The organism is Nocardiopsis quinghaiensis (assembly GCF_008638365.1).
In the GTDB taxonomy this organism is placed as follows: Bacteria; Actinomycetota; Actinomycetes; order Streptosporangiales; family Streptosporangiaceae; genus Nocardiopsis; species Nocardiopsis quinghaiensis.
The window spans coordinates 89,737-114,150 of record NZ_VWVU01000004.1; the positions used below are offsets into that span (position 1 = coordinate 89,737).

The 24,414-nt window shown below is 70.2% G+C and carries 23 protein-coding genes; 6 read left to right on the top strand and 17 right to left on the bottom strand.

Annotated elements, in window-relative coordinates; translation table 11 throughout:
* Positions 1 to 58 precede the first annotated feature (58 nt).
* From FYX01_RS11140 to eccCa, 8 genes are all read right to left on the bottom strand, one after another.
* Complete coding sequence (locus FYX01_RS11140) at positions 59 to 418, bottom strand: hypothetical protein (protein ID WP_150240296.1); 360 nt, start codon at positions 416 to 418, stop codon at positions 59 to 61.
* A gap of 14 nt (positions 419 to 432) precedes the next feature.
* Entirely contained in the window at positions 433 to 726 is a 294-nt protein-coding gene (locus FYX01_RS11145; protein ID WP_150240298.1) for a WXG100 family type VII secretion target, read from the bottom strand.
* Positions 727 to 764: 38 nt separating this feature from the next.
* Positions 765 to 1,103 carry a hypothetical protein gene (locus FYX01_RS11150; protein ID WP_150240299.1) on the bottom strand — a complete coding sequence of 113 codons (339 nt, stop codon included), beginning with the start codon at positions 1,101 to 1,103 and terminating at the stop codon, positions 765 to 767.
* A 264-nt stretch (positions 1,104 to 1,367) separates the two neighbouring features.
* On the bottom strand, positions 1,368 to 1,883 hold the full coding sequence (locus FYX01_RS11155; RefSeq protein WP_150240302.1) for a hypothetical protein: 516 nt from the start codon (positions 1,881 to 1,883) through the stop codon (positions 1,368 to 1,370).
* Between the two features lie 47 nt (positions 1,884 to 1,930).
* Positions 1,931 to 4,582, bottom strand: coding sequence for a TPR repeat domain-containing protein (locus FYX01_RS11160; protein ID WP_150240304.1), 2,652 nt, complete (start codon positions 4,580 to 4,582; stop codon positions 1,931 to 1,933).
* Between the two features lie 69 nt (positions 4,583 to 4,651).
* Positions 4,652 to 4,984 carry a hypothetical protein gene (locus FYX01_RS11165; RefSeq protein ID WP_150240306.1) on the bottom strand — a complete coding sequence of 111 codons (333 nt, stop codon included), beginning with the start codon at positions 4,982 to 4,984 and terminating at the stop codon, positions 4,652 to 4,654.
* 262 nt (positions 4,985 to 5,246) lie between these two features.
* Positions 5,247 to 6,377, bottom strand: coding sequence for a hypothetical protein (locus FYX01_RS11170; protein ID WP_150240308.1), 1,131 nt, complete (start codon positions 6,375 to 6,377; stop codon positions 5,247 to 5,249).
* Between the two features lie 55 nt (positions 6,378 to 6,432).
* Complete coding sequence (gene eccCa / locus FYX01_RS11175) at positions 6,433 to 10,389, bottom strand: type VII secretion protein EccCa (RefSeq protein ID WP_394350459.1); 3,957 nt, start codon at positions 10,387 to 10,389, stop codon at positions 6,433 to 6,435.
* Positions 10,390 to 10,608: 219 nt separating this feature from the next.
* Here eccCa and eccD point away from each other — a divergent pair, with 219 nt between their 5' ends.
* Positions 10,609 to 11,943, top strand: coding sequence for a type VII secretion integral membrane protein EccD (gene eccD / locus FYX01_RS11180; protein ID WP_150240313.1), 1,335 nt, complete (start codon positions 10,609 to 10,611; stop codon positions 11,941 to 11,943).
* Positions 11,944 to 12,046: 103 nt separating this feature from the next.
* Here eccD and FYX01_RS11185 read toward each other — a convergent pair whose 3' ends face one another.
* The 3 genes from FYX01_RS11185 to FYX01_RS11195 form a co-directional block, all read right to left on the bottom strand.
* Positions 12,047 to 12,499, bottom strand: coding sequence for a GerW family sporulation protein (locus tag FYX01_RS11185; protein WP_150240314.1), 453 nt, complete (start codon positions 12,497 to 12,499; stop codon positions 12,047 to 12,049).
* A gap of 154 nt (positions 12,500 to 12,653) precedes the next feature.
* Entirely contained in the window at positions 12,654 to 13,877 is a 1,224-nt protein-coding gene (locus FYX01_RS11190) for a WD40 repeat domain-containing protein (RefSeq protein WP_223830405.1), read from the bottom strand.
* A gap of 522 nt (positions 13,878 to 14,399) precedes the next feature.
* Positions 14,400 to 14,777, bottom strand: a complete 378-nt coding sequence (locus FYX01_RS11195; protein WP_150240316.1) for a hypothetical protein — start codon at positions 14,775 to 14,777, stop codon at positions 14,400 to 14,402.
* Positions 14,778 to 15,340: 563 nt separating this feature from the next.
* On the opposite strand from FYX01_RS11195, the gene FYX01_RS11200 reads away from it, so the two are divergent.
* On the top strand, positions 15,341 to 16,627 hold the full coding sequence (locus FYX01_RS11200; protein ID WP_150240317.1) for an MFS transporter: 1,287 nt from the start codon (positions 15,341 to 15,343) through the stop codon (positions 16,625 to 16,627).
* Between the two features lie 106 nt (positions 16,628 to 16,733).
* Positions 16,734 to 17,174 carry a TIGR03668 family PPOX class F420-dependent oxidoreductase gene (locus FYX01_RS11205; RefSeq protein ID WP_150240320.1) on the top strand — a complete coding sequence of 147 codons (441 nt, stop codon included), beginning with the start codon at positions 16,734 to 16,736 and terminating at the stop codon, positions 17,172 to 17,174.
* A 42-nt stretch (positions 17,175 to 17,216) separates the two neighbouring features.
* Here the strand turns inward: FYX01_RS11205 and FYX01_RS11210 are convergent, their stop codons facing one another.
* Positions 17,217 to 18,056, bottom strand: coding sequence for an SDR family oxidoreductase (locus FYX01_RS11210; RefSeq protein WP_150240322.1), 840 nt, complete (start codon positions 18,054 to 18,056; stop codon positions 17,217 to 17,219).
* Between the two features lie 130 nt (positions 18,057 to 18,186).
* On the opposite strand from FYX01_RS11210, the gene vapB reads away from it, so the two are divergent.
* The 3 genes from vapB (at position 18,187) to FYX01_RS11225 (ending at position 19,070) form a co-directional block, all read left to right on the top strand.
* A complete protein-coding gene (gene vapB / locus FYX01_RS11215; protein WP_150240324.1) occupies positions 18,187 to 18,408 on the top strand; it encodes a type II toxin-antitoxin system VapB family antitoxin in 222 nt (73 codons plus the stop codon).
* Positions 18,405 to 18,809 (top strand): PIN domain nuclease, encoded by a 405-nt coding sequence (locus FYX01_RS11220; RefSeq protein ID WP_150240326.1) that lies wholly within the window; start codon positions 18,405 to 18,407, stop codon positions 18,807 to 18,809. Before vapB ends, FYX01_RS11220 begins: the two co-directional genes overlap by 4 nt.
* 75 nt (positions 18,810 to 18,884) lie before the next feature.
* Positions 18,885 to 19,070, top strand: a complete 186-nt coding sequence (locus FYX01_RS11225; RefSeq protein ID WP_223830406.1) for a hypothetical protein — start codon at positions 18,885 to 18,887, stop codon at positions 19,068 to 19,070.
* On the opposite strand, the gene FYX01_RS11230 is transcribed toward FYX01_RS11225, so the two are convergent.
* The 5 genes from FYX01_RS11230 to tgmC form a co-directional block, all read right to left on the bottom strand.
* A complete protein-coding gene (locus FYX01_RS11230) occupies positions 19,045 to 19,509 on the bottom strand; it encodes an ATP-binding protein (RefSeq protein ID WP_223830407.1) in 465 nt (154 codons plus the stop codon). The genes FYX01_RS11225 and FYX01_RS11230 overlap by 26 nt on opposite strands.
* Positions 19,510 to 19,640: 131 nt before the next feature.
* Positions 19,641 to 21,458, bottom strand: coding sequence for an acyl-CoA dehydrogenase (locus FYX01_RS11235; protein ID WP_150240328.1), 1,818 nt, complete (start codon positions 21,456 to 21,458; stop codon positions 19,641 to 19,643).
* Positions 21,459 to 21,708: 250 nt separating this feature from the next.
* Complete coding sequence (locus FYX01_RS11240) at positions 21,709 to 22,221, bottom strand: ATP-binding protein (protein ID WP_150240330.1); 513 nt, start codon at positions 22,219 to 22,221, stop codon at positions 21,709 to 21,711.
* Entirely contained in the window at positions 22,218 to 22,808 is a 591-nt protein-coding gene (locus tag FYX01_RS26105) for a hypothetical protein (protein ID WP_190394275.1), read from the bottom strand. Before FYX01_RS26105 ends, FYX01_RS11240 begins: the two co-directional genes overlap by 4 nt.
* 433 nt (positions 22,809 to 23,241) lie before the next feature.
* Positions 23,242 to 24,411: an ATP-grasp peptide maturase system methyltransferase gene (tgmC, locus tag FYX01_RS11250; RefSeq protein ID WP_223830408.1), complete on the bottom strand. Its 1,170-nt coding sequence runs from the start codon at positions 24,409 to 24,411 to the stop codon at positions 23,242 to 23,244.
* Between the last annotated feature and the right edge of the window lie 3 nt (positions 24,412 to 24,414).

Consider the following 24,414-nt stretch of genomic DNA (forward strand, 5'->3'; position numbering starts at 1 on the left):
ACCCCCGTTCGTGGTGGCGGCCCCGGCCGTCAGGCGCGGGGGATGGTGGTGCGGCGGGTCACAGCCGACCGGGCAGCAGAGGCTCCTCGGACGCGGGGCCGTGGATCATCTGCTGCCCGTAGTTTCCGAACCCGCGTTCCTCGTTGACCTCCTGCTGTCGGCCGAACGCTCCGATGAGGGCGATGACCCCGCAGATGAGCGCGATGAGGATGAGACCGCCGATCACCGCCGGCCACACCTGCTGACGGCGCCGCCAGTAGCGGCTGGAGCCGTAGAGCAGCGCCGACCGCAGTTGCCGGTGCCGCAGGGCGTCCGCCTGGAGGACGTACTTCTCCTCGTCGGGCGTGTAGTGGAACGCTTCGGGGAGCTGCGGTTCCGGATCCGCGGAGGGCGGAGGGGACGGCGAGGGGGTGGACATCGGCGATCAGCTTACTAGAACAGTCCGTCCAGGTACCGGGTGAGGCGGCCGTATTTGTCAGCGGTGTCGCTGGTGGCCGTGATCATCTTCGAGAATGCGGCGTTGACCTCGGAGAACTGTGCGTCGAATTCCTGGGCCTTGGCCTGGAACTGGGTGCTTCCGGAGCCCTCCCACTGACTGACGGTGCTCTCGGACTGCTCGTTGATCTGGCTCATGATCGCGGTGAAGCGCGAGAGGTGGGCCTGCTGGTCGGAGGCGAGTCCTTCCAGGCCTCCGACATCGCCGTAGACGTCGAACTGAGCGGGCATGGTGCACGCCTTTCTGTGGACGCGTGAAGGGGGTGGGGTCAGGCGTTGACGGGGCGGGAGAGCCCGCCGAGGTCGTTTCCGGCCTGCGAGAGGTCGGCGGCGGAGTCGGTGTCGGTGATGTTGAACTGCTGCTGGCCCTCGTTCAGCTTGATGCCGTTCTGGCTGCACCAGCTCATGAGCTCGTCGAAACGCTCGGTGAGCTGTTCACGGGCCTGGCGGAAGTCGTGCAGCGCCTGGCCCTGCAGGGAGTCGCCGTCGTTGGACATGTCCTGGATGAGCTGGTTCATCTGGGTGCGGAGACCGTCGGACTCCATCCCGAGGTTCTCACCACCGGTCGAGAGCGCGTTGACGTTTTCGAGACCAGCGTGCTGGGACATCTGAACCCTTTCGGGGGTGGGTGTGTCACTGGGCTGAACCCGTCCTCCGCGGGGGCAGGGTGTCCGTCGCGGTGCGGAACACGGGAGGAGGGGAGGATACGGACGATAGTAAGCGGATCGACGGCGGGTCAATGCTCGCGCACTTTCCGCCACACGGTTCACAGAGCGCTGATCACCTCTTCCATCTGGGAGAACGCGAATGGACGGAGAGGCGTCCCAGCGGGATCGGTGAAGCCACCGGTCCCCGGGTTTGGCCGGTTCCGGTCACGGTTCACCGTCTCCGCAGTCGACGTAGTCGGCGATGCTGGCCGTGTATTCGTCGTGGGAGTCGAGGGTGTCCCAGAACTCGTCCATGTAGGCGTCGACGAACTCCTCGCCGCTGACGGTCTCCTCGCACCAGGTGACCTCGTTGGACTCCATGGCGTCGATGAGGGCGTCATCGACTCTTGCGAGGCCGCCGACCTCCTCGGTGCGCCACGCGTCCTTGTCGAGTTCGACGACGTATCCGTCCTCGGTCTCCTGGAGGACGCGGCTGTCGAGGAGTCCGCCCCGGCTGCCGCTGATGTTCGCGACGACTTCTTCGGGGTCGTTCTCGGTGAGCATGCGGTCGAGTGTGCGCACCATGACTTCCCGTTCGACCCAGAAGCGGGAGACGTAGTCCGGTGGGAGGCCTCCTTCGGGTTCGGATTCGGGCTCGGGCGTGGAGCATGCGGCTAGGGCCAGGCACGCGGACAGAGAGATCGCCAGGAAGGCGGACGCACGGCCTTCACGGTGTGTCACAGGACCTCCAGAATGGGTGGGGGTACGGGTGGCGGCGGCCAAGCGGGTCAGGAGCCCTCGGGTGCGTTCCCGAACGTTTCGAGCTTGCCTCCGAAGTAGGACTCCGCCTCGTGGTAGCCACCCATGTACTGTTCGGTGAACTGCTCCACCCCCTCGTGGGCGGGCGTGCTGTGATCGACCGAATACCCGTGCTCGTCCTCGTAGGTGATGTCGATGGCGGTGCTGCCCATGACGCTGCTGAGCGCGTCGTCCATCCCGGCGAGCGCGTCGTCCTCGTTGTCCGGCCACCGGTTCGGGTCCGTGTCGAAACTCATCGTGACGGAGTCGTCGATGACGAAGTCGTTGGGGAGGTCGGCCGCACTGAGCACTTCGCCGTTCTGCTCGATGGTGAGCGCACCACCGTCGACCAGCGTCCTGAGGTCGCCCCGCTCCACGTCGTTGAACGCTTCGGGGTCGCTGTGGGCGAGGAAGTCGAACGTCGCCGCCTGGAAAGCGCGCGTGGTGGTCTCTTCGCCGGTGTAGACGGGGTGGCGGGGGGAGATGTCGTACTCGCCATCCACGATCGCGTTCACGATGCTGTCCTCGGCCAGACCCATCCCCATCGACAGGGCCTTGCCGATGACCGGGATCTTCTCGGACAGGCCTCCGGCCTCGCCCACCACGAACTCGGCGATCTGTGTCTTGCGCTCGATGGTCTCGTCCAGGTCGGCGCCGCGGTCCTCCGAATCCAAGTACAGTGCCCGCTCCAACAACCCTTGGAGCTGCCCCGCACCACGTGCGGCGGTCGCTTCGTTACCGGTCTCCAGGAACGCGATGGACTCCAGTTGCTGGTAGGCGTCCACCGTGTTGACCATGCGTCCGGCGGTTTCGTCGTTGCCCACGAGAAGCTGCATGTACATGGCGCGCTCATCGGCGCCCAGGCGCACGGTGCCCGTCTCCGGGTCGAAGTCGCCGATACCCGTCACGGGGTTCTCGTTGCGGTCCAGGATGTCGGTGTTGGCGAAACTGTAGATGTGGGCGTCGAAGACGTCGGCGAGGCTGTCGGCCAGCTCCCCGTTGAACTGTGTGAACGAGGCGTCGGAGTACTCGTTGTCCCCCTCGGTGACGTCCACGCCGGTGTTGACGAGGGCCTCGTGCATGTCCGCTTCGGTGAGGGTCTCCATGAACCCGGCGAAGGCGTCCCCCGCGCGCCGGCTCACCTCGGGGTCTTCGCTGTGGAGGTCCTCGGCGAGCCAGTCGGTGAGCTGGCGCGCGGTGAGGCCGTCGTCGTTCCACTCAGTGGTGAACACGCCCTGGAGGGCGCGCTCTCGGTAGTCGTCGTTGGCCTCCATGCCCGGGTCCTCGTGGAGGTGATCGCCGGTGAGCATGTAGTAGTTGGCGTCCTCGTTGCGGCTGGCCACGCTGAGCAGCGTCCCCATCTCCTCCTGGGTGGGCGCGCCCTCCCTGCCCATGTCCCCCCAGGCCTCCAGGTACAGGCCGCTGGACAGGTGGAGGTTGGTGGACAGTGTGTAGCCGCCCTCCAGGTCGCCGTCCGTGTGGGAGAGCATTTCGGAGAGCGTGCTCCAGTGCTCCCAGGCGTCGATCTCCAGCGGAATGATCTTGTCCTCGTCGTCACGGTTCAGGTAGATCCCCTCCACACCGTGGCGCACGGACTCGGGCAGCATGTCGTAGCCGCCGCCCAGCCTGGGGTCGGAGAGGGCGAGCAGACCGTCACCGATGGCGCCGAGGACGGACTCCCGGTCCTCGGTGGAGAACTCGGCGTTCTCCATGAGGGTGGGGATGGAGAGGACTCCCTGGTTGGGAAGCCCCCTGGTGTTGGGGAGGGATTCCTCCAGGTGGGCGTAGAACTCCTCCAGGAACGCGATCTCCTCTGAGCTGAGCTCCGTGCCGTTCTGCTGGTTCTGCCGGGCGCCGGTCCCCACCATCGAGAGCACGAGCATCATCTCGTGGTAGCGGTCGTCCAGCGGCCTCTCCCCGGACCAGTAGGCGGCGAGCTCCTCGGCGTACTCCTCGGCGTTCTCGGGCGTGAGATCGCTGTCCTCGATGAGCGAGGAGTAGCGGGAGGGGTCGAGGTTGAGGAACGCCCAGTTGGCGTTGCCCGCCTCGACGAGCTTGCGGACGTTGTCCGGGGTCGGCCCCTGCTCGAGCATCGTCCGGACCTCCTCGGCGCCGTCCTGGAGCCCCTGCCAGTTGGTCCGCTCGCGGGTGATGAGTCCCTCCTGCACGGTGACGAGTTCGTCGTAGAGGGTCCGGCACCGCCGTTCGTCCCCGGCGCCCAGGTCCGTCCAGAGGAAGCCGTCGGCCTGGGGGTGGGACGAGGTGATGTGGTCGTCCTGGTACTTGGCGGGGACGGTGTTCTCCTTCTCCGTCCTGCTGCTCTCCCAGGTGGTGATCTGGGCGTCGCGCTCCTCGTGGAACGCCTTGACGGCGTCCGCCCACATCTCGGCGACCGAGGCGGCGTAGGTGACGGAGACGGCGGCGTCCCGCCAGCTCTGCACGTCCTCCTCGGAGAGGCTCCGGATATTCCACGCGATGACGTCGGTGAACTCGCCGGCGGCCGAGTCGAAACCCCCGCTGAGGTCGTCGGCTCGGCCGAGAACGCGCGCGTTGAGGATCTCCAGGTCCGCCGCGCAGTCGTACATGGGCTTGGACCCGTAGTAGAAGTCGCGGGGGACGAAGATGACGGAGAAGGTGGCCACGGTCTTCCTTGGAGGGACGGCGGAAGGGGGAGGGGAAGCGGGCGCGGGGCAGGGCGGCGGGCGGTGCGGTCAGTCCTCGAAGTTGATGTCCCGGTGGGACTCCCAGGGGTGGTCGAAGCCCTCCGAGCTGTCCAGGTCGTTGCGCGCGATCTCCGCCGCGCCCGCCTGGACGTTGTCGGCCAGCGCCAGACCGAGCGACTGAACGTCGATGAGGGCCTGGGCGGTGTCCTCCTTGAACGTGCTGAACCCGGCTCTGACGTCGTCGTGGCCGGCGGCGCCCTCGGCGTCCTCCATGAGGAGGTCGAACGCGTCGGCGAGCCCGGCCATGGCGGCCGCGAGCGTTTCGGCGTACTCGCCGCCCCGCATCCCCTCGACCGGGTTGCCGCCCGCTTCGGTGCTCATGTGGGGGTCTCCTCTTCTCGAACGCGGAACCCGCCGGGACGGGGCGACGCCCTCCACGCACGGCAGGCCCGTTCACGGTCGTCGACTCGGGTGGACCGGGTCCGGATGACGGGTGGGACGCGCGGGCGGGGGCAGGAGTTCCGCGGTTCCCGTGAACGGGGAGAATAGTACCGAGAGAGGCGCCGCGCGTGTACCCTCCGCTCCCGGATGTTCCCTTCTGCTCATGGGGGACCGGCCCCTCCCACCGTCCGCCCCTGACGGATCAGTCGGAGGGGCCTGCGCTGGGATCGGCCTCCGGCGCCTCCTGGGACCAGCGCACCACCAGCGGATAGCCGTCCACGGACGCGTCGTGGAACCGGGGGAAGAGCTCCTCCGTTCCGGTGACCTCGCCCTCCTCCAGATCGACGCGGTACCAGGCCTCCTCGGTCTGGAGGAGCAGGGCGTCGCGCTCGGACGAGGGCGTGTACTGCAGTACCGGGCCGCCGCCGTCCTCCAGCAGCCGGGCGGCCGTGTGGCTCTGCCCGTCGACGGTCACCAGGTAGGCGCCCGCCGCCGGCTGGGCCCCGTCGGGGTCGGGGCCCAGCACGGCGGTGCCCCCGCCCCAGACGGGTGCGTCGTTGAAGGTCAGCCACAGGCCCTCGCCCGTGTTCATGGACGCGTTGACGACACTGCCGTCGGTCTCGCGCACCACCAGGACCGGGCCGTCCGACCCGGGCACCTGCCGGGTCGGCACGCTGTTACGGACGTGCAGGGCACCGTCCGGTGTGAGCGCCCAGTCGCTCGGGCGCTGCTGCTCTCCCAGGGAGAGCGTGCCCTCCTGGTCGGGGGTGCCGCCGGGGGCGTCCAACGGAACCGACACCACCTGCGGAGGCCGGGCGGCCTGTTCGTCGGTGGAGACGTACCAGAGCCGTTCGCCGTGGATGACCGGGCGGGACAGCACCTCGCCGGGGGCGGCGCTGACCGACTCCACCGGCTGGTAGGCGACGGCCGCCTCCTCCTCGTCCTCCCCGGGGACGGCGCCGTCCTCCTCGGGTTCGGCCAGCGCCGCGACGGTGATCGCGGACGGTTCGTCGGTGGCGTAGGCGAGGAACCGCCAGTCCTCGGAGAACTGTGCGTGCACCGGCAGGTCCGGGGCCATGGGGTCCACGGCCCCCTCGGGCAGGCCCAGCTCGTGGAGGGGCCGACCGGTCTCGGGGTCGTGGAACACCAGGACCTGGTCCGTCTCCGGGTCTCCGCCCTCGTAGCCGCGGTGCAGCAGGGCGATCCCGGCCAAGTCCTGCTCGGTGATCTCCTCCGCCGTCTCCGGAGGGTCGTCCGGACCCGGAGGCGAGCCTTCGCAGGCGGTGACGGCCACCAGGCACACGGCCGAGGCCAGGGCGAGGGAACGCCGCATGGATCTGCCTTTCGGAGGAGGGGGACGGGGACGCGCGGCCTGTGCGGGGGCGGACCTACGCCGGAGGTTCGCTCCAACCGACCTGGACCAGGTCCGGGCGCCTGCCGCGCAGAGCGAGCTGCGCGCGGCCCTGCGGCAGCGCCTTGGAGGCCGCGCCGTTGGCCAGGCGCCCCTCCATCCGGTCGCCGGAGAACAGCACGCCGGGTGTGGCCATGTCGCTGAGCGCCTGCAGGACGGGTTCGAACATGGCCCGGGCCGTGCCGCCCGTGCGCCGTGCCGCGATGACGTGCAGACCGAGGTCCGCGCCCTGCGGGATGTAGGGCGCCAGCGGCGCGAGCGGGTTGCTGCGCGAGGCGATCATGTCCATGTCGTCCACCACGATGTACAGGTCCAGGCCCTTCCACCAGCTGCGCTCGCGCAGCTGCCTGGGTGTCACGTCCGGTCCGGGCAGGCGCTGCTTCAGCGACCCCGCCAGGTTGTCCGCGACCGCCTTGGTCTGCTCCGCGGTGGTGCAGTAGGCCAGCAGGTGCTCCTCGGGGACCAGTTCCAGGTGCGTGCGCCGGGAGTCGACCATCACCACGCCCAGCTCGGTCGGGGGCCGCTGGGTGATCTGTCTGACCAGTCCGCGCAGCAGCGTCGACTTGCCGGTCTGCGGGTCGCCGAACACCACCAGGTGCGGGTCCTGGTCCAGGTCGGTCGTGACCGGGGCGAGCGAGCTCTCGGCCATGCCCAGGACGAGCTCCTTGCGCCTGCTCCTGCGACCCTTGAGAAGCTCGTCCAGCTCCATGCGGGAGGGCAGTGTCCGCACGCCCTGCACCGCCTTCTGGGGCCAGCGCTCACGGATCCGCTTGACCAGGTCGCGGATCCCGTCCGTGACGTCCTCGTCGTCGGCCACCCCGTCCACGCGCGGCAGCGCCACGTGCGTGTGGTGCTCCTCCGACGTCAGGCCGCGCCCCGGTGTGTCCTTCGGGATCCCCTCCGCGGCCTTGCGGCCGATCCCCGAGTCCATCGGGTCGCTGAGCCGCAGCTCGAACCGGCCGCCGAACAGCGCCTGCAGGCGGGAGCGGACCTGTGACGACGCCGCTCCGGTCAGGACGGTGTGCACGCCCAGGGACGGCCCCCGCGTGGCGATGTCCATCAGGAACTCGTCCGCCGCGTCGAAGGAGTCGCGGACCGCGGACCACCCGTCGATCATCAGGAACAGGTCGCCCACCACGCTGTCGGGCAGCCTTCCCTCGGCCCGCGCCTGGCGCAGCGCCGCGGGGGAGTCCAGTTTGTGCTTCCTGAACACCCTCTGCCGGCGGTCCAGGTGCCCCGACACGTCGGTGAGGATCCGCTGCACCCGCTCGGGGTCGGCGCGGCCGGCCACGCCCGCGACGTGCGGAAGCTCGTCCATCGCCTGGAGCGCGCCGCCGCCGAAGTCGATCGCGTACACCGCGACGCGGCCGGGCGGGTACCGCCACGCCAGGCTCGTGATGGCCGTGCGCAGCAGCGTCGACTTGCCGGACTGCGGACCGCCCAGGACGACGATGTTGCCCTCACCGCCGGTGAAGTCCAGCTCCGCCGGGATCACACGCTGCTCGCGGGGGATGTCGGTCAGGCCGATGACCGCCTTGCACTCGGCCGGATCCGGCTCGGTGCCCTGCCCCTCCAGGTCGTCGGCCTCGCCGAGGTCGGCCAGGACGGAGTCGAAGGGGAGCGCCTCCGGAAGCGGCGGCAGCCAGACCGGACGCACGGGGGCCGCGCCCGAGGCGGCGAGCCGGTCCACGGCGACCTGGAGGGTGGTGCGCTTCCTCCGCTGGGGTCTGCTCTCCTCCTTGGCCTTGAGGGAGCCCACGAGCGAGTCCACCAGCGAGCCCGCGCCCGTCACCTTCGCCAGGCCGTTGTAGGACAGCAGGGGCAGGATCGGGTCGGCCTCGTCCTTCTCCTCCTCCTGCCGGGGCGGCTCGTAGGGCTGGGAGACCATGGCGGCCTTGAACCGTTCGAAGACGGAGGTGTCCACCTTCAGGTACCCGGAACCCGGTTCGGGCGGCAGGTGGTAGGCGTCGCCCACGCCGATCGCCTCCCGGCTCTCGGCCTCGGAGAAGGTGCGCAGCCCCACGCGGTAGGACAGGTGCGACTCCAGGCCCTTGATCTTGCCCGACTCCAGCCGCTGGGTGGCCAGGAGCAGGTGCACGCCGATGGAGCGGCCGATGCGCCCGATCGCCACGAACAGCTCCGCGAAGTCCGGGTGCGCGGTCAGCAGCTCGGAGAACTCGTCGATGATGATGAGCAGGTGCGGCAGCGGCTCCAGCTCCGGGTCGTCCTCCCTGGCCGCCTCGTAGGCGTGCAGGTTGGGCAGGTTGCCCGCGTTCTTCAGGATCTGCTGGCGCCGGACCAGCTCGCCGAAGGTCGCCTCGCGGAACCGCATCACCAGGCTGTCGTCATCGGCCAGGTTGGTGATCAGACCCGCGCTGTGCGGCAGCCGGTCGGTGTCGGCGAAGGTCGCGCCGCCCTTGAAGTCCACCAGCAGCAGTGCCAGGTTCTCGGGCGAGTGGTTGACGACCAGCGAGGCCACCATGGTGCGCAGCATCTCCGACTTGCCGGAACCGGTCGCGCCCACCACCAGTCCGTGCGGGCCCATACCGCCGAACGCCGACTCCTTCAGGTCCAGCAGCACCGTGTTCCCGCTCGGGCCGATGCCGATGGGCACCCGCAGGTAGTCACCGGTGCTGCGCCTGCGCCAGGTCCGCCGGGTGTCCAGTTGGGCGACATCGGGAACCCCCAGGATCTCCGGCAGCCCGACGGTCTCGTGCATGGCGTCGTCGCTGTCGGTGACCGCGATCCCGTACGGGGCCAGCAGGCGCGCCAGGCTCGTCAGGTGGGCGACGCTCGCGCGGTCGGCCCTGCCCCTCAGCGGCGTGCGACCGGTGTCCCCGTCCGCGCCCGGGTTCTCGGTGTCCTCGGACAGGTTCCCGTCCGTGCCGACCGTCAGCCGCAGGTCGACCGCCTCGGGTTCCTCACGGCGGTCGGCCACCAGGGCGATGACGTGGACGCCGAGGGAGGCCAGGGACGTCACGGGCGGCTCGGCCTGCAGGCCGGACAACGTGGACTGGTGCTCGCCGTCCAGGACCACGACCAGCCGCTGCGTGCCCGGCCCGGGCGCCTTGCCGCGCCGCCGCTGAAGGTCGACGGTGCGGCGCTCGATCTCCTCCGAGAGCAGGTCGGCGACCTGGACGGTGTTCCCGGACACGAACCGGGCGGGCATCGGCCCGTCCTCGGCGTTGTCGAAGGTGTTGTGGGGCAGCCACTTCAGCCACTCCCACAGGGGACGCAGCCGGGTGTCGCGCACCACCCCGATCCGCAGGTCGTGCGGTGAGTGGAAGGTGGCCAACTGGGCGATCATCGACCGGGCCAGAGCACGTCCGGCCTCGCGGTCGCCGACGACCGACACCACACCGAACTCGCGCAGGGGGACCACCAGCGGCATCTCGGGCACGTCCGCGTACAGCTCGATGAGCTGGTCCGCGGCGCCCTGGCAGACGGGATCGTAGACGATCAGCGGGTTGGAGTTGTCGACCTTGAGCTTGAGCCCGCGGGCCAGCGGGCGGATCCCCGAACCCGTGCGCACGTCCAGGAAGTCGGGGTCCGAGGCGCGCCGCTCCCACCGTCGGGCACGGGAGCGTGCCGGCTCGGTGAGCAGCTTCGGATCGGGGTGGCGGAACGCGTTGTCCGCGCGTTGGGTGGCGGCGACGTCCCGGACGATCTCGCGCAGCTGGTCGAGGTAGTCGACGTAGCGTTCGCGCTGTTCGCGGATGCGCTTGCGCGGGCCGTTGTGCTGGGCGACGAACATGATGATGCCGACGACCACACTGGCCATCATGATCATCACGCCCGCGACGGCCATCAGCGGCCGGTGCCCCATGGTGATGGACATCAGCAGGGAACCGGAGCCGGTGATGATCGGCATGATGATCATCGCGCCGGAGCTCGACGCGGGCGGGTTCTCCGGCATCTGCGGTGGAGTCGCGATGACGAGCGGGGTGTTCCCGGGGGCAGTCGGGACGCTTCGAGCCGGGCGGGGGACAGGTCTCGTCGCCACAGGGGTCTCTTTCGGTCCGCCTACGGGGGCTGGTGTCTGGGTGACTACGCTAGGAATGATCCCGCGATCCCCGCGAATCACCTAATTCGCATACTCCCGCACCCCTGGGCGGCTACTGCCCCCGACCACTACGGCAAAGGAACTGTTGGTGTGAGTGGATACTGCCGGGTCACCGTCACCGGACCGGACCGCTGGGCTGATCTGGCTCTTCCGGGGAGCGTGCCGGTGGCCTCCCTGATGCCGCGCATCGTCGAGGTGTGCTCCTCCCAGGAGGAGGGCACCGAGCCCGCGCACTGGGAGCTGACGACCGTCGACGGTCACCCGGTGCGGCTCGAGGAACCGCTGGAGGCCTCCGGCGTCTACGACGGCGACATCCTCATGCTGGGACGGCAGACCGCTCCGAGCCGACCCGCGCACGTGGACGACGTGCGGGGAGCCGTGGAGGACCAGGTCGACGAGACCGCGCGGATCTGGAACCCCACGACGACGCTGTCCTTCGGCCTCCTCGTGGCCGGAATCGGCCCCTTGGCGTTCCTCCTCCCGATGACGTGGCTCAGCCCCTCCGTCGGCCACCTGGGCGTGGCGAGTGCGGGGACGCTCTTCACCATCGCCGTCATGCTGCTCGCCGCCCGGCGGCCACTGCCCGTCGTCGCCCACGTGCTGTTCGCGACCTCCTGCGCGTGGGGGGCGCTGACCGTGGTGCTCTCGGTGGGACTGGTGACCAACACGGGACTCCTCGTCCAGGCCGCGTTCGGGCTGGCGGGGGCGCTGCTCGTGGCCGGGATCGGTTGGGCGCTGCACGAGACGGGGCTGGCCCACATCGCCGCGCTCGGCGTCGTCACCCTGACCGCGGGGGTGCTGGTGGCCGTCGGCGCCTTCACCGAACCCCTGCAGGGCGTCCGGGCCATGGGACTGGCCCTCGCCCTGTGCGTCGGGGCGCTGCCGCGCGTGGCGATGGTGATGGGCGGGCTGTCCGGGCTCGACTACGAGGTGGGCCGCACGGGCCAGGTCGCCACGGAGCGGTTCGAGGACACCTTCACCACCAGCGACCACCTGCTGCTGGGCGTCACCCTGGGCACCGCCGTCAGCGGCGGTGCCGTGACGGTCCTGTCGGCCTTCCTGGCGGACGGGCTGCCGGACCTGCTCCTGTCCGGGCTGCTGTCCGTCCTGCTCGTGCTGCGCTCCCGGCTGTTCGACCGGATCCGGCACGTGCTGCCGCTGCGGCTGGCGGGCGTCCTCGGGCTGGGCGCCACGGGTGCGGCGGTCATCGGCGAGTACGCGGTGATGGCGCCCTGGATGCCGCTGCTGGTCCTGGCCGCGGGGATCACGCTCGGAGTCCTGAGCTGGGTGCGCCTGACCGATGTGCCCCGTGCCTCGCTGCGCCGCCTCCTGAACTGGAGCGAGGTGCTGGTGATCATCGGCATGTGCGCGGTCTTCGCGTGGGCGATGGGCCTGTTCGACCTCGTGCAGCGGATGTCCGCCTAGTACCGGCGGTGCTCCCGCCCACGCGTTCCGGAGCGATCGTGGTCCCTGAGGAGGGTGCCACGGGGACGGCCGGACTGGTCCGAACGCCGCCCCGGAGGCCCGGTCAGCCGGAGCGCTCCTCCCCGCGCGCCCTCTCCCGGGCGGCCCGGTCGCGGCGACGGCGCGCCCCGCGCACCGAGACGCCCACGATGCGGGTGGCCGCGGCGGCCGCGACCACGGCCAGGGGGATGGCGAGCATCGTGGCCGGCTGCCGGACGGCCTGGAACCGGGTCCCGTCGCGGTCGAGCACCAGGAAGCCCGCGGGCCGGACCCGGACGAAACCCGTGCCCCCGGCGCCGTCCCCGCCGGACCGGGGGAACAGGTGGCCGGTGCCCCCGCCCATGAGGGTCAGCGCGGTGACCCGGGCCACGGGCACGACCGTGGTGCCGCCGGAGACCACGGGGTCGCCGAACACCGACGCGGACCGTGCCGACGCACCGGTGTTCTCGACCATCCTGACCAGAGCGGACACGGCGGTACTGCGGCGGTCGAGGCGGTGGGGAGCGGTGCCTGGCATGGTGGGATCCCTCCGGGGACGGACACGGGACTCCACGCTATAGCGCGGACGCGGCGCCTCGGGGCAGCCGTGGCCTCCGGCGCGTTCCGGCACCGTGCCGTCTCCTGTCGTCCGGGGCCGGGTCCCGCGCGCCGCGCGGAGGGTGCGCTCCGGATCAGCCGGTGAGCACGTTGAGCAGGGACAGGTCCGTGTCGTAGACCGCGATGTCGCCCGTTCCCGTCCGCAGGCCCGCCACCCGTGAGCCGTCCCCGGACAGGGCCATGGGGAACACGCGTGGCAGGTCCGGGCCCAGGGCCACCTCGGTCGCCGCACCGTACTCCCACGCCACCATGTCGCCGGTGTCGCTGACGGGGTTCAGGCGGGCCGCGAACACCCGGCCGCTCGCGGCGCTGTAGGCGACGTCCACGAGGACTCCCCCGTCGGTGTCGGGGACGTACTCGCGCCTGACCTCCTCGGTGCCCGGATCCACCAGGAGCACCCTGCCGGAGCGGATGAGCAGCACGCCCGAGCCGTCCGGGAGGAGGTCGAACGCGTCCGCGCCCACACCCGCGCGGTCCAGGACCAGGCCCGTCGGGGAGCGGAGGCCGGTATTCCACACGGTGACCCCGCCGCCGTCCTCGCCGCCCGCCACCACGCCGCCGTCGAGCGAGTACCGGATCGAGCCCAGTGTGGCGGAGCCGGACAGCCGGTCCTCCAGCTCCCAGGCTCCGGTGTCGTACAGGTGCAGGAGCCGGCCCTCGGGGTCGCTCTGCACGCCCACCGCGAGCGAGGAGCCGTCCGGGCTGAAGGTGACGGACCGTACGACCCGGTCCTCGGCGACGGTCTTCCTCCCGCCGGTCGCCAGGTCGACGACGACGGCGCCGTGCAGGGTGCCGTAGGCGAGCATGCACCCGTCGGGGCTGAACGCCGCGGGGGTCGGCGGCACGGCGGAGGACTCGTGGTCGATCCGGGCGAGGGCCCGTGACTCCCGCCAGTCCCACAGGGTCACCGTGTCGATCTGGGAGACGGCCAGGACGGAGCCGTCCGGGGAGAAGGACAGCCTGAGGGGGACGTCGTCGGAGAAGGTGACCTGGGGGTCGTCCGACGGCGAGAGGCGGTCGGAGAAGGTGTGCGCGGACGCGGAGCAGCCTTCGTGGCCGGTGTCCGCCGTTCCCGCCGGGCCCAGGGGCGGGGCGGTGAAGGCGTACAGGCCCGCGCCCGCGAGGAGGACCGCCACGCCGACGAGAGCGGCCGCGCGCACCAGGGTGCGGCGTCCCCGCCGGAGCCCTGAGCCGGCGGAGGGCGCGCCGGAGCCGTTCGGTACGCCGCCGGGGCCGGGGTGGGCGCTGAGACGGAAGCCCCCGGGGCCGATGGGTTCGCCGGGGTTGAGGGGGCGCATGGGTCCTCTGAGGTGGTTCAGGGGGTGATCGAGGACGGCCCGCCGGGGTTCGGGCCGGTGCGTGTGCCCGGAGCTGTGTCAGCAGTCACCGTAACCCGTGGGCGCTCCGCGTGGGGCACGATCGTGGACGGCCCGGAGGGGTTGTATGCCCGTCTGTGGGGTTTTGATGCCGTAGGTCGGAAGATCTGTTCCGACGGATGCCCGCTCCTCCGCCTCCGCGTCGAGCGGAGCCCGTGACGCGACGCGCCCGTGCCGCGGGCCGTCTTCCCGGTGGCGCGAGGGGTGCGAGGGGCGCGGGGACCGGGACGGTGTTCGTGCGTCACCGGTCGGAGGAGTGCCGCCCAGCCTGTGCGGGGGCGGCTGGCGGGAGGTGCCGGGCGGGGGACGCCCGGCGCGGTACGGACCTTCTCCCGTCGCCGGTACGGAACCCGGGCGGAGGGCCGGGACGCGGGCGGAGGGCCGGGACGCGGGCGGGAGTCGTCGCCGGTGCCCCGGAGCCGGCTCAGGGGCACCGGGAAGGCGTCAGGCGGCGACCGTGTGGTCGAGGAGGGATCCGTGTCCGTACACCGGCTCCGGTCCCCGTGCGAAGGGGTTGAGGAGCTCCGCCGCGCCGACGGGGTCGCTCGCGGGGTGGGAGACGGGGCCGCCGTGGAACAGGTCGTTCCAGAAGAAGCGGCCGTCGCGGCACCAGACGTTGACATCGCGCTGGACCGAGACGACGGCCAGTTCCGAGGTACCCGACCAGTAGAACTGGCGAGGAGTCAGGGAGGCGAGTTCGCTCAGCAGTGCCGTGATCGCGCGCTCGGCGCAGAAGGAGTGGCGAGGCTTGTGCTTGATTCGCCTGGCGAGGGCCGACTTCGCCCGGGAGGCCCGGGGGTTGTTCAGGCGCCAGTGACTCAAGGTCGTCTCCATTGGTCTAGGTTGCCGCGGTGGTGACTGTGCCGCATGTGCGGCCACGTCGCCGCGGTCGAGGTGCACCGCCAGTTGGCGGATTCCCTCCACAAAGTTGGTGAGGCCCGAACGATGTCGTTACCTCGTAGTTATTCTTTGCGCTCCGGATGCTAGCAGCAACTGACCCCCGGTAGTCGAGGCTTCTTGGGGTGACCAATATCACATTTAACGAAACCATATCAACTGCGCATCTCCAAGAACCACCAGGTCAGCGTGTGTATTTCGTTCGCGTGTTCGCCTGGGGAGTGCTGGGGAAAACATGTCCGCTTGCATTCGGGATGTCGTGAGTCTCACCTGTTTTGACGACTCTTGGCTTATTTTGTATCGCTCTGTGTGACTCTGTGCAGGTTACGCAGCCTTGACCCGGCCAAACATGGGCTTTGCCGGACCCGTGCCCTGCTGTGCCACCGGTGCTCCGTCCGGTCTCCCCGCCCCTCCCGCCCCGGTGTATGAGGCGGTCCGCTGCTTGGAGGACACTGGAGAGGTCGTACGAAACGGAGAGAAGTCGCCCAGTGGCACAGACCGAAACATCCGGTGACAGGACTACCGAGTCCGGGAACGCCGCTCCCGCCGAGCCCGGGGGCGGTGCCCGCGCCTGGCTCGTATGGGCCGTCGCCGTGGGCGGGTACTTCCTGGCGATGCTGCACCGCAACGGCCTCGGCGTGGCCGCCCTGGAGGCCCAGGCGCGCTTCGACGTCGGCCCCGCGCTGCTGTCCCTGCTGCCGATGCTGCAACTCCTGGTGTACGTGCTCCTCCAGGTACCCGCCGGGCTGCTCGCCGACCGGCTGGGTCCGCGCTACACGCTCGTCATGGGCATGGTGGCGATGGCGGTCGGGTCGTGCCTGTTCGCGCTGGCCCCCGGCATCGAGGTGGCGGTGGCCGGCCGGTTCCTCATCGGACTCGGCGACGCCCTGGTGTTCCTCAACGTCATCCGGTTGGCCGCTCTGTGGTTCCCGCGTGCGCGCTACGCCCTCATCAGCGGGCTCACCGGTGTGGTCGGCGGGACCGGGCAGGTGGCCAGTGCCGCGCCGCTGGCGTGGGCCCTGGGCGGGATCGGCTGGGTGGCCGCGTTCCTGACCACCGCGGCTCTGACCGCGCTGATGGCCCTCCTGATGCTGGTGGTCGTGCGCGACCGGCCGACCGGTGCGGCGGGGCGGTCCACGGTCGCCGACCCGATCTCGGTGTGGGCCGCGCTCAAGGAGGCGCTGCGCACACGCGGTCCGCTGATCGGCATGGCCCACCACGCGGCCGTCATGGCGCCGTTCACGATGATGATGGTGCTGTGGGGCTACCCGTTCCTCGTGGGCGGCCTGGGACTGCCCGAGGGCACGGCCGCCCTCACCCTCACGGCGCTGGCCGCGGGCGGGCTGTGGCTGGCTCCGGTGGCGGGTATCGTGATCGGCCGCAGTCCCGGTGTGCGCCGGGGGCTGGCCCTCACGCTGGGAACGGTGCTGAGCCTGGGCTGGCTGCTGCTGGTGGTGTGGCCCGGCGGAGCCCCCGTGGCCCTGGGACTGACGGTGATGGCGGTCAGCGCGATGGGGCAGACCCTGGCGCCGACGATCTCCTTCGACTTCGCGCGCGACGGCATCCCCGCGAGCCGGACCGGGGTCGCCTCCGGGCTGGTGAACATGAGCGGCTTCACCACCGCCGTGGTGTGCACCGTGGCGGCCGGTACGATCCTGCAGGCGCTGCCGGACGAGCCGGAGTCGTACCAGCTGGCGTTCGTGCCGATGTGCGTGACGACGGCGTGCGCGACCGCGGTGCTCTACCTCTTCATCCTGCGACGCTCCCGCACGTAGCGCGGAGGGCTCCGGGGGCTCCGGTCCGCGCCGGACCGCGGGACCGCCGGATCCGGACCGCGGCGGCCCCCTTGTGTCTTCTCCGGCCGCGTGGGACTTTCTCCGTATGAGGTGGAGTCCGGAGCAGGCGAGGGAGAGGTTCGCGAGGAGCCGCGTCGCCAGACTGGCCACGGTGGACGACGACGGGCAGCCCCACCTGGTGCCCGTGGTGTTCGCGGCCTACGACAACACGGTCGCGATCCCCGTGGACCACAAGCCCAAGGCCACGTACAGGCTCAAGCGGGTGCGCAACATCGAGGGCGACCCCCGGGTGTCACTGCTCGCCGACGAGTACAGCGACGACTGGGACCGGCTGTGGTGGGCCCGGGCGGACGGCGAGGCGCTGGTCCAGCACTCGGGTCCCGCCTGGGACGAGGCCCGGGAACGGCTCGCCGAACGGTACTCCCAGTACCGTGCCGAGCCGCCCGGGGAGGCGATCATCCTGGTCGAGATCCACCGCTGGGCGGGATGGTCGATGCGTGAGGCGGCCGACCGGCCGGACCGGTGACCCGGGACGGGCGGGAGGCGGTCCGGCGGGCGATCCGTGCGGTCAGCCCGCTCGCCAGGTGGCGTCCTGGAGCGCGCCTCCGGCCTGCGGGCCCATCAGCGACAGGCCGCCGTCCACGAACAGCGACGCCCCGGTGACGTAGGAAGCCTCCGGCCTGGCGAGGAAGGCCACGGCCTCGGCCACCTCGTAGGCGTGCCCCGGCCGGGACAGCGGGTATCCGGCGCGCGAGTCCAGCACGGGTTCCTCCTCGTGCTGGCCGGTCATGGGAGTGGCGATCTCGCCCGGTGCCACCGCATTCACGGTGACGCCGTACAGCCCCAGCTCCAGGGCCAGGACACGGGTGAGGAGCTTGGCACCGCCCTTGGCGACGCAGTAGGCGCCGGCGTTCACCCTCGGATACTCCTCGTGGACGCTGGTGATGTTGACGATGCGTCCGCCGCGGCCGGCGTCGCGCATGTGCGTCGCCGCGATCTTCGAGCAGAGGAAGGATCCGTCCAGGTCCACGGACAGGACCTCGCGCCAGCGTTCGTAGTCCGTCTCCAGCAGTGGCTCACCGGAGCCCGTGCCCGCGTTGTTGACCAGGACGCCCACGCCCCCGAGGTCCTCGATCAGCTCGGTGATGGCCTGTGAGCCCCGCACGGGGTCGGTGAGGTCGTGCTGGCGGATCGACACCCGGCGGCCGAGCTCGCGGATCTCGGCCTCGGTCCGGCTGACGCCCTCCTCGTCCCGCTCGAAGGTCACGCCGATGTCGAAGCCCTGCTGGGCGAGGCGGACCGCGGTCGCCCGGCCGATCCCGCTGTCCGCGCCGGTCACCAGCGCCACACGGTCGTAGTCGTCGAACGCGCGCGCACCCTCGACGCGGTCGTCGTTGGGTCGTGCCATGCCTGTGCCCCCTTCCGTGCGCCTCCCGGCGGCGCATGTGCTCGGGGGTGCGGCTACCCAGCGCGACCTCCCGTACACGTGGGCCCGGGGCGCATGTTGATATCGTGGGATATCAAAGGGAGGCGGTCGTATGGCAGACGTACTGATTCGCCACGTGCCGGACCGTGTCATGGCTGCGATCGATGCGGACGCCAAGAGACAGGGACTGTCTCGGAGCGAGTACTTGAGGCGCACTCTTGAGCGCACGGCGCAGGCCTCCGGTGGGTCGGTGACGGTGGACGATCTGGCGCGCTTCTCCGAGGCCTTTGCAGGTCTCGCTGATCCAGACGTCACGGAAAGGGCCTGGGAGTGACCTGGCTGGTCGACAAGTCCGCGCTGGTGCGATTGGCCGCCAGCCCCGACGCGACCGAGTGGGCGGCACGGATCGAACGAGGGCTGGTACGGATCTCGACGGTCACCCGGCTGGAGGTAGGTTTCTCCGCGAAGTCCGGAGGCGACCTTCGCAATGCCGCAGGACGCCCCCCGCTCTCGGTGATGCCTGTCGAACACCTCACTCCCGCGATGGAGGACAGAGCAGTCGAGGTGCAGGCAGTGCTCGCAGACAGGGGGCGGCACCGGGCTCCAGGAGTCCCGGCCCTCCTGACCGCTGCGGTGGCTGAGCGCGCAGGACTGACCGTTCTCCACCTCGACAAGGATTTCGAACTGATCGCGGAGGTCACCGGTCAGCCGGTGGAGCGGCTCGGGATCGTGTGATCACGGAAGGCGCGAGGCGGGCGGGACAGCCCGACACCGCCGGAACGGCGGGGGAGGGGGACCTACCGCGCGCTGGTGGCCGCACGCGCGCGCATAGCCGCCGCCCGCGGCGCCCGCTACCTCCAAGTGGACGCCTCCGACGACAGCGCGCCCGTCCCGCGCCGCCCGGGCTTCGAGGCGGTGACCACCACGACCCCCTACGTCTGGGTCCCGCCGGGTACCTGGGCGTGCGCGGTCACGGCCGGTCCGGCCGGACCGTGAATCCGCCGGCACCGTCGGAGACGACCGTGTGGACCTCGTCGAAGCCGTCAGCCGGGGTGGGGCGGCGCAGGAGCTTCCCCGTGGCGTAGACCCCCACGTCGGGGACCCGGCGCCGGCCCGGCCTCTCCGCGTTGCGCTCCAGGGTGAGCGGCAGGTCCGGGGGGAACCAGTAACCGACCACCCGCGCACCGTGCTCCCGGGCGGCCCCGACGAGCGGCCGCCACTCCGCGGGAGAGGGATTGGTGTTGTCGACGGCCACGTTGAGCCCCGCGCCCAACGCCTCGTGCACCATGCGCATCTGGCGTCGCTGGGGCCTCCGGGCGTTGGGGAAGTCGTCCTTGCTGACGTGCAGGTGGGTGGCCGCGAGACGGGCACGGTAGAAGGTGGTCTTGCCCGACGCCTGCAGCCCCACGAAGAGCGCCATCTCCGGACGGTCCATCCCCCCATTGTCGGGCCCCGGCGCGCTGGTGGCCGCACGCGCGCGGTGGCGGCCGGACACGCGAAACGGGCGGGGCGGCCCGGAGGCCGCCCCGCCCGTCGCGGGGTCCTGTGTGTCCTGGAGGCGGTGCCCTAGAAGGCGGACTCCGGGACGTCCATCAGGTCCAGGGTCACGCCCTCGGCGACACGGAGCTCGGAGGCGATGCGCGGCAGGAACTGCTCGGTGAAGAAGCGCGCCGCCGCGATCTTGCCGGTGTAGAAGTCCTTGTCCTCGTCGCCGGCGCCGTCGATGCTGTTCAGGGCCACCTCGGCCTGGCGCAGCAGCAGCCAGGACAGGACGACGTCACCGAAGGCCATGAGCAGGCGGGTGGAGTTCAGGCCCACCTTGTACAGCTCGCGCTTGTCCTCGGCGGAGCCCATCGCGTGGCCGACCATGAGCTCGACGATCTTCTCGACGTTCTCGGCCCCCTCAAGGAGCAGCGCGCGCTCCTCCTTGAGCTGGCCGTTGCCCGCCTCGCTCTGCGCGAAGGCCTTGATCTCACCGGCCAGCCTGCCCATCGCCTGGCCGCCGTTCTTCACGATCTTGCGGAAGAAGAAGTCCTGGGCCTGGATGGCGGTGGTGCCCTCGTAGAGGGTGTCGATCTTGGCGTCGCGGATGTACTGCTCGATCGGGTACTCCTGCAGGAACCCGGAGCCGCCCAGGGTCTGGAGGGACTCGGCGAGCAGCGCGTAGGAGCGCTCGGAGCCCACGCCCTTGACGATCGGCAGGAGGAGGTCGTTCATCGCCTCCAGCTCCGTGACGTCCTGGCCCTGCTCGTGGGCGATCTGGATCGCGTCCTGCTGGGTGGCGGTGTACAGGACCAGGGCGCGCATGGCCTCCACGTAGGACTTCTGCGTCATGAGGCTGCGGCGCACGTCCGGGTGGTGGGTGACGGTCACCTTGGGGGAGTCCTTCTCCCCGGCCAGGTCGTTGCCCTGCACGCGCTCCTTGGCGTACTCCAGCGCGTTGAGGTAGCCCGTGGACAGGGTGGCGATCGCCTTCGTCCCGACCATCATGCGCGCGTACTCGATGATGAGGAACATCTGGCGGATGCCGTCGTGCTTGTCGCCCACGAGGTAGCCGATGGCGGGGTGCTTGTCGCCGAAGGTCAGCTCGCAGGTGGTGGAGGCCTTGAGGCCCATCTTGTGCTCGACGTTGGTCACGTAGGCGCCGTTGCGCTCACCGAGCGAGCCGTCCTCGTTGACGAGGAACTTGGGCACCAGGTAGAGGGAGAGGCCCTTGGTGCCGGGGCGCGCGCCCTCGGGGCGTGCGAGCACCAGGTGGAAGATGTTCTCGGACATGTCGTGCTCGGCCGAGGTGATGAAGCGCTTCACGCCCTCGATGTGCCAGGTGCCGTCGCCCTGGTCGACGGCCTTGGTGCGGCCGGCGCCGACGTCCGAGCCCGCGTCCGGCTCGGTCAGGACCATGGTGGCGCCCCAGCCGCGCTCGATGGCGAGCTTGGCGAACTCCTTCTGCTTCTCGTTGCCCTCGGAGTAGAGGATGCTCGCGAAGCCGGGACCGGCCGAGTACATGTGGACGGCGGGGTTGGAGCCGAGGACCAGCTCCGCGGCGGACCAGACCAGGGAGCGGGGGGCGCCGAGGCCGCCGAGCTCCTGGGGGAGGTCGAGGTTGTACCAGCCGGCGTCCATGTAGGCCTTGTAGGACTTCTTCAGGCTCTCGGGGGTGGCGACGGTGTTCGTCTTCGGGTCGAAGACCGGGGGGTTGCGGTCCGCGTCCTCGAAGGACTCGGCGACGACACCGGTGGCGAGGCGGTTGACCTCGTCCAGGATCGTGCGGGCCGTCTCCTCGTCGAGTTCCTCGAAGGGGGCCTGGCCCAGTACGTCCTGGCGCTTGAAGACCTCGAAGAGGTTGAACTCGATGTCGCGCAGGTTGCTCTTGTAATGCGTCATGGACAGCTCCGCTGTGTGTCCCGGCCGCGGTGTCTGTACACGCGGATCTACCGACTAGTAACAAGCTGATGTTACTACCGAGTAGCCACAGACGCCAGTGGGGGGTAGGGACTTGTGTCCCAAGGGATACGGAAGGGTGTCGAAGGTCCCATTGGCGAAGAAGGGGCATGTACGGGACATTCAGTGGAAGCGCTCCCATGAGCGTGGCGAAGGGCGGCGAGGCGAAGGCCCACCGCCTCCCCGCCCTTGTTCAGACGGTTTCGCTGGTGAAGACGTAGGGGCGCGGGTCGGGCGGAGCCGTGCCCGCCGCCACGTCGAAGGCGGCCCAGACGTGGGTGCCCAGATCAGCCCAGGGCGCGAGCCGGAAGTGGCCCCACCGCCTGGACAGGTTCTCGACCAGGAGCAGACCGCGCTGGCCCTCGGCCCAGCTCCACTCGTCCTCTGTCCGTTCCTCCGGGACGGCCGGGACGCCACCGCCTCCACCGCAGTCGCTCACCGAGAACCGCAGGGTCCGCGCGTTCGGCATCGACAGCGCGCGCAGGACCTCGCCGCCCCGCCCGCCCGATTCGGTGTACCTGACGGAGTTCGCGAAGAGCTCGCTCGCGCACAGCCGCACGGTCTCGACGAGGTCCTCCTCGAAACCGGCCAGGTCCGTCGCGAGGTCGGCTCGGACCCGCGCGAGCTGGGCGAGGCTTCCGGGGTAGACGCGGTGCTCCCAGAGGACGAGGGGACGCGGAACCCTGGGCATGGTCAGGAAGGTCATGCCGGGACCACCTGCCGGTGGTGCCGCTGACCGGGCCGCTGCTGGGGCTGCCGCGTCCGCCGTTGCTGCTGGTCGAGCCAGACCCGGGTGAGGCGGGTGAACGTACGCCAGTCCTCGGGGTCCTCGCATGCGGGTGACGGGGCGCGCGGGGCGGGTACGGGAAGGGGTTCGGGGCTCGGAGCCGGGATGGGTCCGGCCGCGAGGAGGTCGCCGGAGGGCGGGAGGTCCCCGTTGGGCCAGCGGTACGGGCGGGTGGTCGCCTCGGGTCGGACACGCGCGAGTTCGCGCTCCCGGGCCTCGTAGTAGGGGCGGACCAGGGCGATGTCGTCGGCGGGGAACCGCTCGCTCGGCGGAGCCAGGCGGGGCGCGGGGACGGGAGCGGGGAGCTTGGAGTGCTCGGGGGCCCGGTTGGTCCGCATGGGAGGTGTGGTGGCCTCGACCGGGGCGGGAACCGGGACGTAGCGGCGGACCCGGGTGGAGCGGCGGCGACGGCCACAGACGGAGGAGTGGCGTCCGCACGGGGAGGCGAAGAGGGCCTTGACCATGCCGATGGCACGGATCAGGACCGCAGCGCTAAACTTGCGCATGTCGGCAATCCTTGCTCTAAAAGGTTGGAAGTTGCTGGCCACGGCCCCGGACGGTGCTAACCGTCGCGGGGTCATTGTGTGGATTGAGTTGTGGGAACGCTGCCAGATTAGAGCAGGACTGGAGCGGATGCGAACCTTTCTGTGAGTTACTCCGGGGTAATCTCGGGTGGTCTTCATCATCGCAGGTCAGGGTGCAAGTAAAAGGGTCCTCGCTTCCCCTGTCACTCTGTCCCAACAGTCCCCGATGTCAGAATTAATGTCATTTGTTCAAGGCGTGCAGTGCCATGTGAGGACAGGGAGAAGGGAAGCGTCCCGTGGGGGAGTACCGCCTCCATGGGCCCGGTGGTCAGCCGTGGTCGTCGTGCAGAACGAAGGGCCTCACCCGGATGACCGAGCGAAGCCCTTGCGTGTGTGACTACTGCGGGGCGGAGACCTATGGGGTGGACGTCACAGGGACCGGCAGCGCCCAGTGGTCCGGCCCGTCCGGTGATTCGAACCAAACGGTCTGACTCTCTGGGGTGGCGGTGATACCGAAGGCACTCCAGTCCGGACGTCCGTGTTCCTGCCACCACTGGTGTGTCTGTTCCACCTGGTCCCACAACCGTCGAGGGCCGCCCTGATCGACTCGGTATTCACCGTCGACGGCGTTCGTCTCCACCTCGGCCCAAGCACCGTCCGCGCCCTCCATGAACAGCAACGGCACCCCGTCAGGGGTCTGGGTGGTGACCGTGTTCGCGTCAACGGTGGCGAGCTGCGCGATGAACGCCTCGACCCGATGATTCTCGGCCATGCCCTTCGGGTCCAGCTTCGTCCGGCCCTGGTCTCCCGTGTCGTCCACCGATACCCGCTCGCGGAGTCGGTGGCTGCGCGCAGGCATGAACCCCGCCCACTGCCGCAAGAACCTTCCTTCGGCAACGCCATCTTCTACACGGAGTTTGACTACCGCTCCACCGGTTCCACCGGCGATGTTGACTAGGATCATCCCTTCGGGGGCGACCTGCCCGATCCACCCGGGGGGCACGTGGGTGAACGCCGTCGTGGAAGTGATCCGGTCATACGGAGCCCGGTCGGGGTATCCCTGATGACCGTCGCGGGCGGCGACGCTCGGGTGGTAACCCTGTGAGGCCAGGTTCCGGCTCGCGTCGTGGACGAGCTGCGGAGAGATGTCGATGCTCGTCACGTGTTGGTCGCCCAGAACCTCACACATGATCGCGGAGTTGTACCCCGAACCGACCCCGATCTCCAGCACACGTGGGCCCGCCTCCAGGTCGAGTTCCCGCAGATGACGCGCCATCAGGCTCGGCATCGTGGACGAACTCGTCCACCGGCCGGTTCCGGTTCCCCCCGGGAGGACCCGGGCCACGGGTTCACCGTTGACCTCGATGATGAGAGTCTCATTGGAGTAGACATGCCTCGCCCATTCGTCGCGTTGTTCGGGCAGGCGGCCGTCCACCAACCGGTAGCGCACTCCCTGCTCGGTCAGATCGTGTAGCGCGAACGCGGGGACGAACACACCCCTGTCGACAGTGCGGAACGCCTCGGCGAGGAGGGTTCCTGCTTCGAGTTCTCCGTCCCTGAGTAGTTCGTCGACGAGGTTCGACAACGC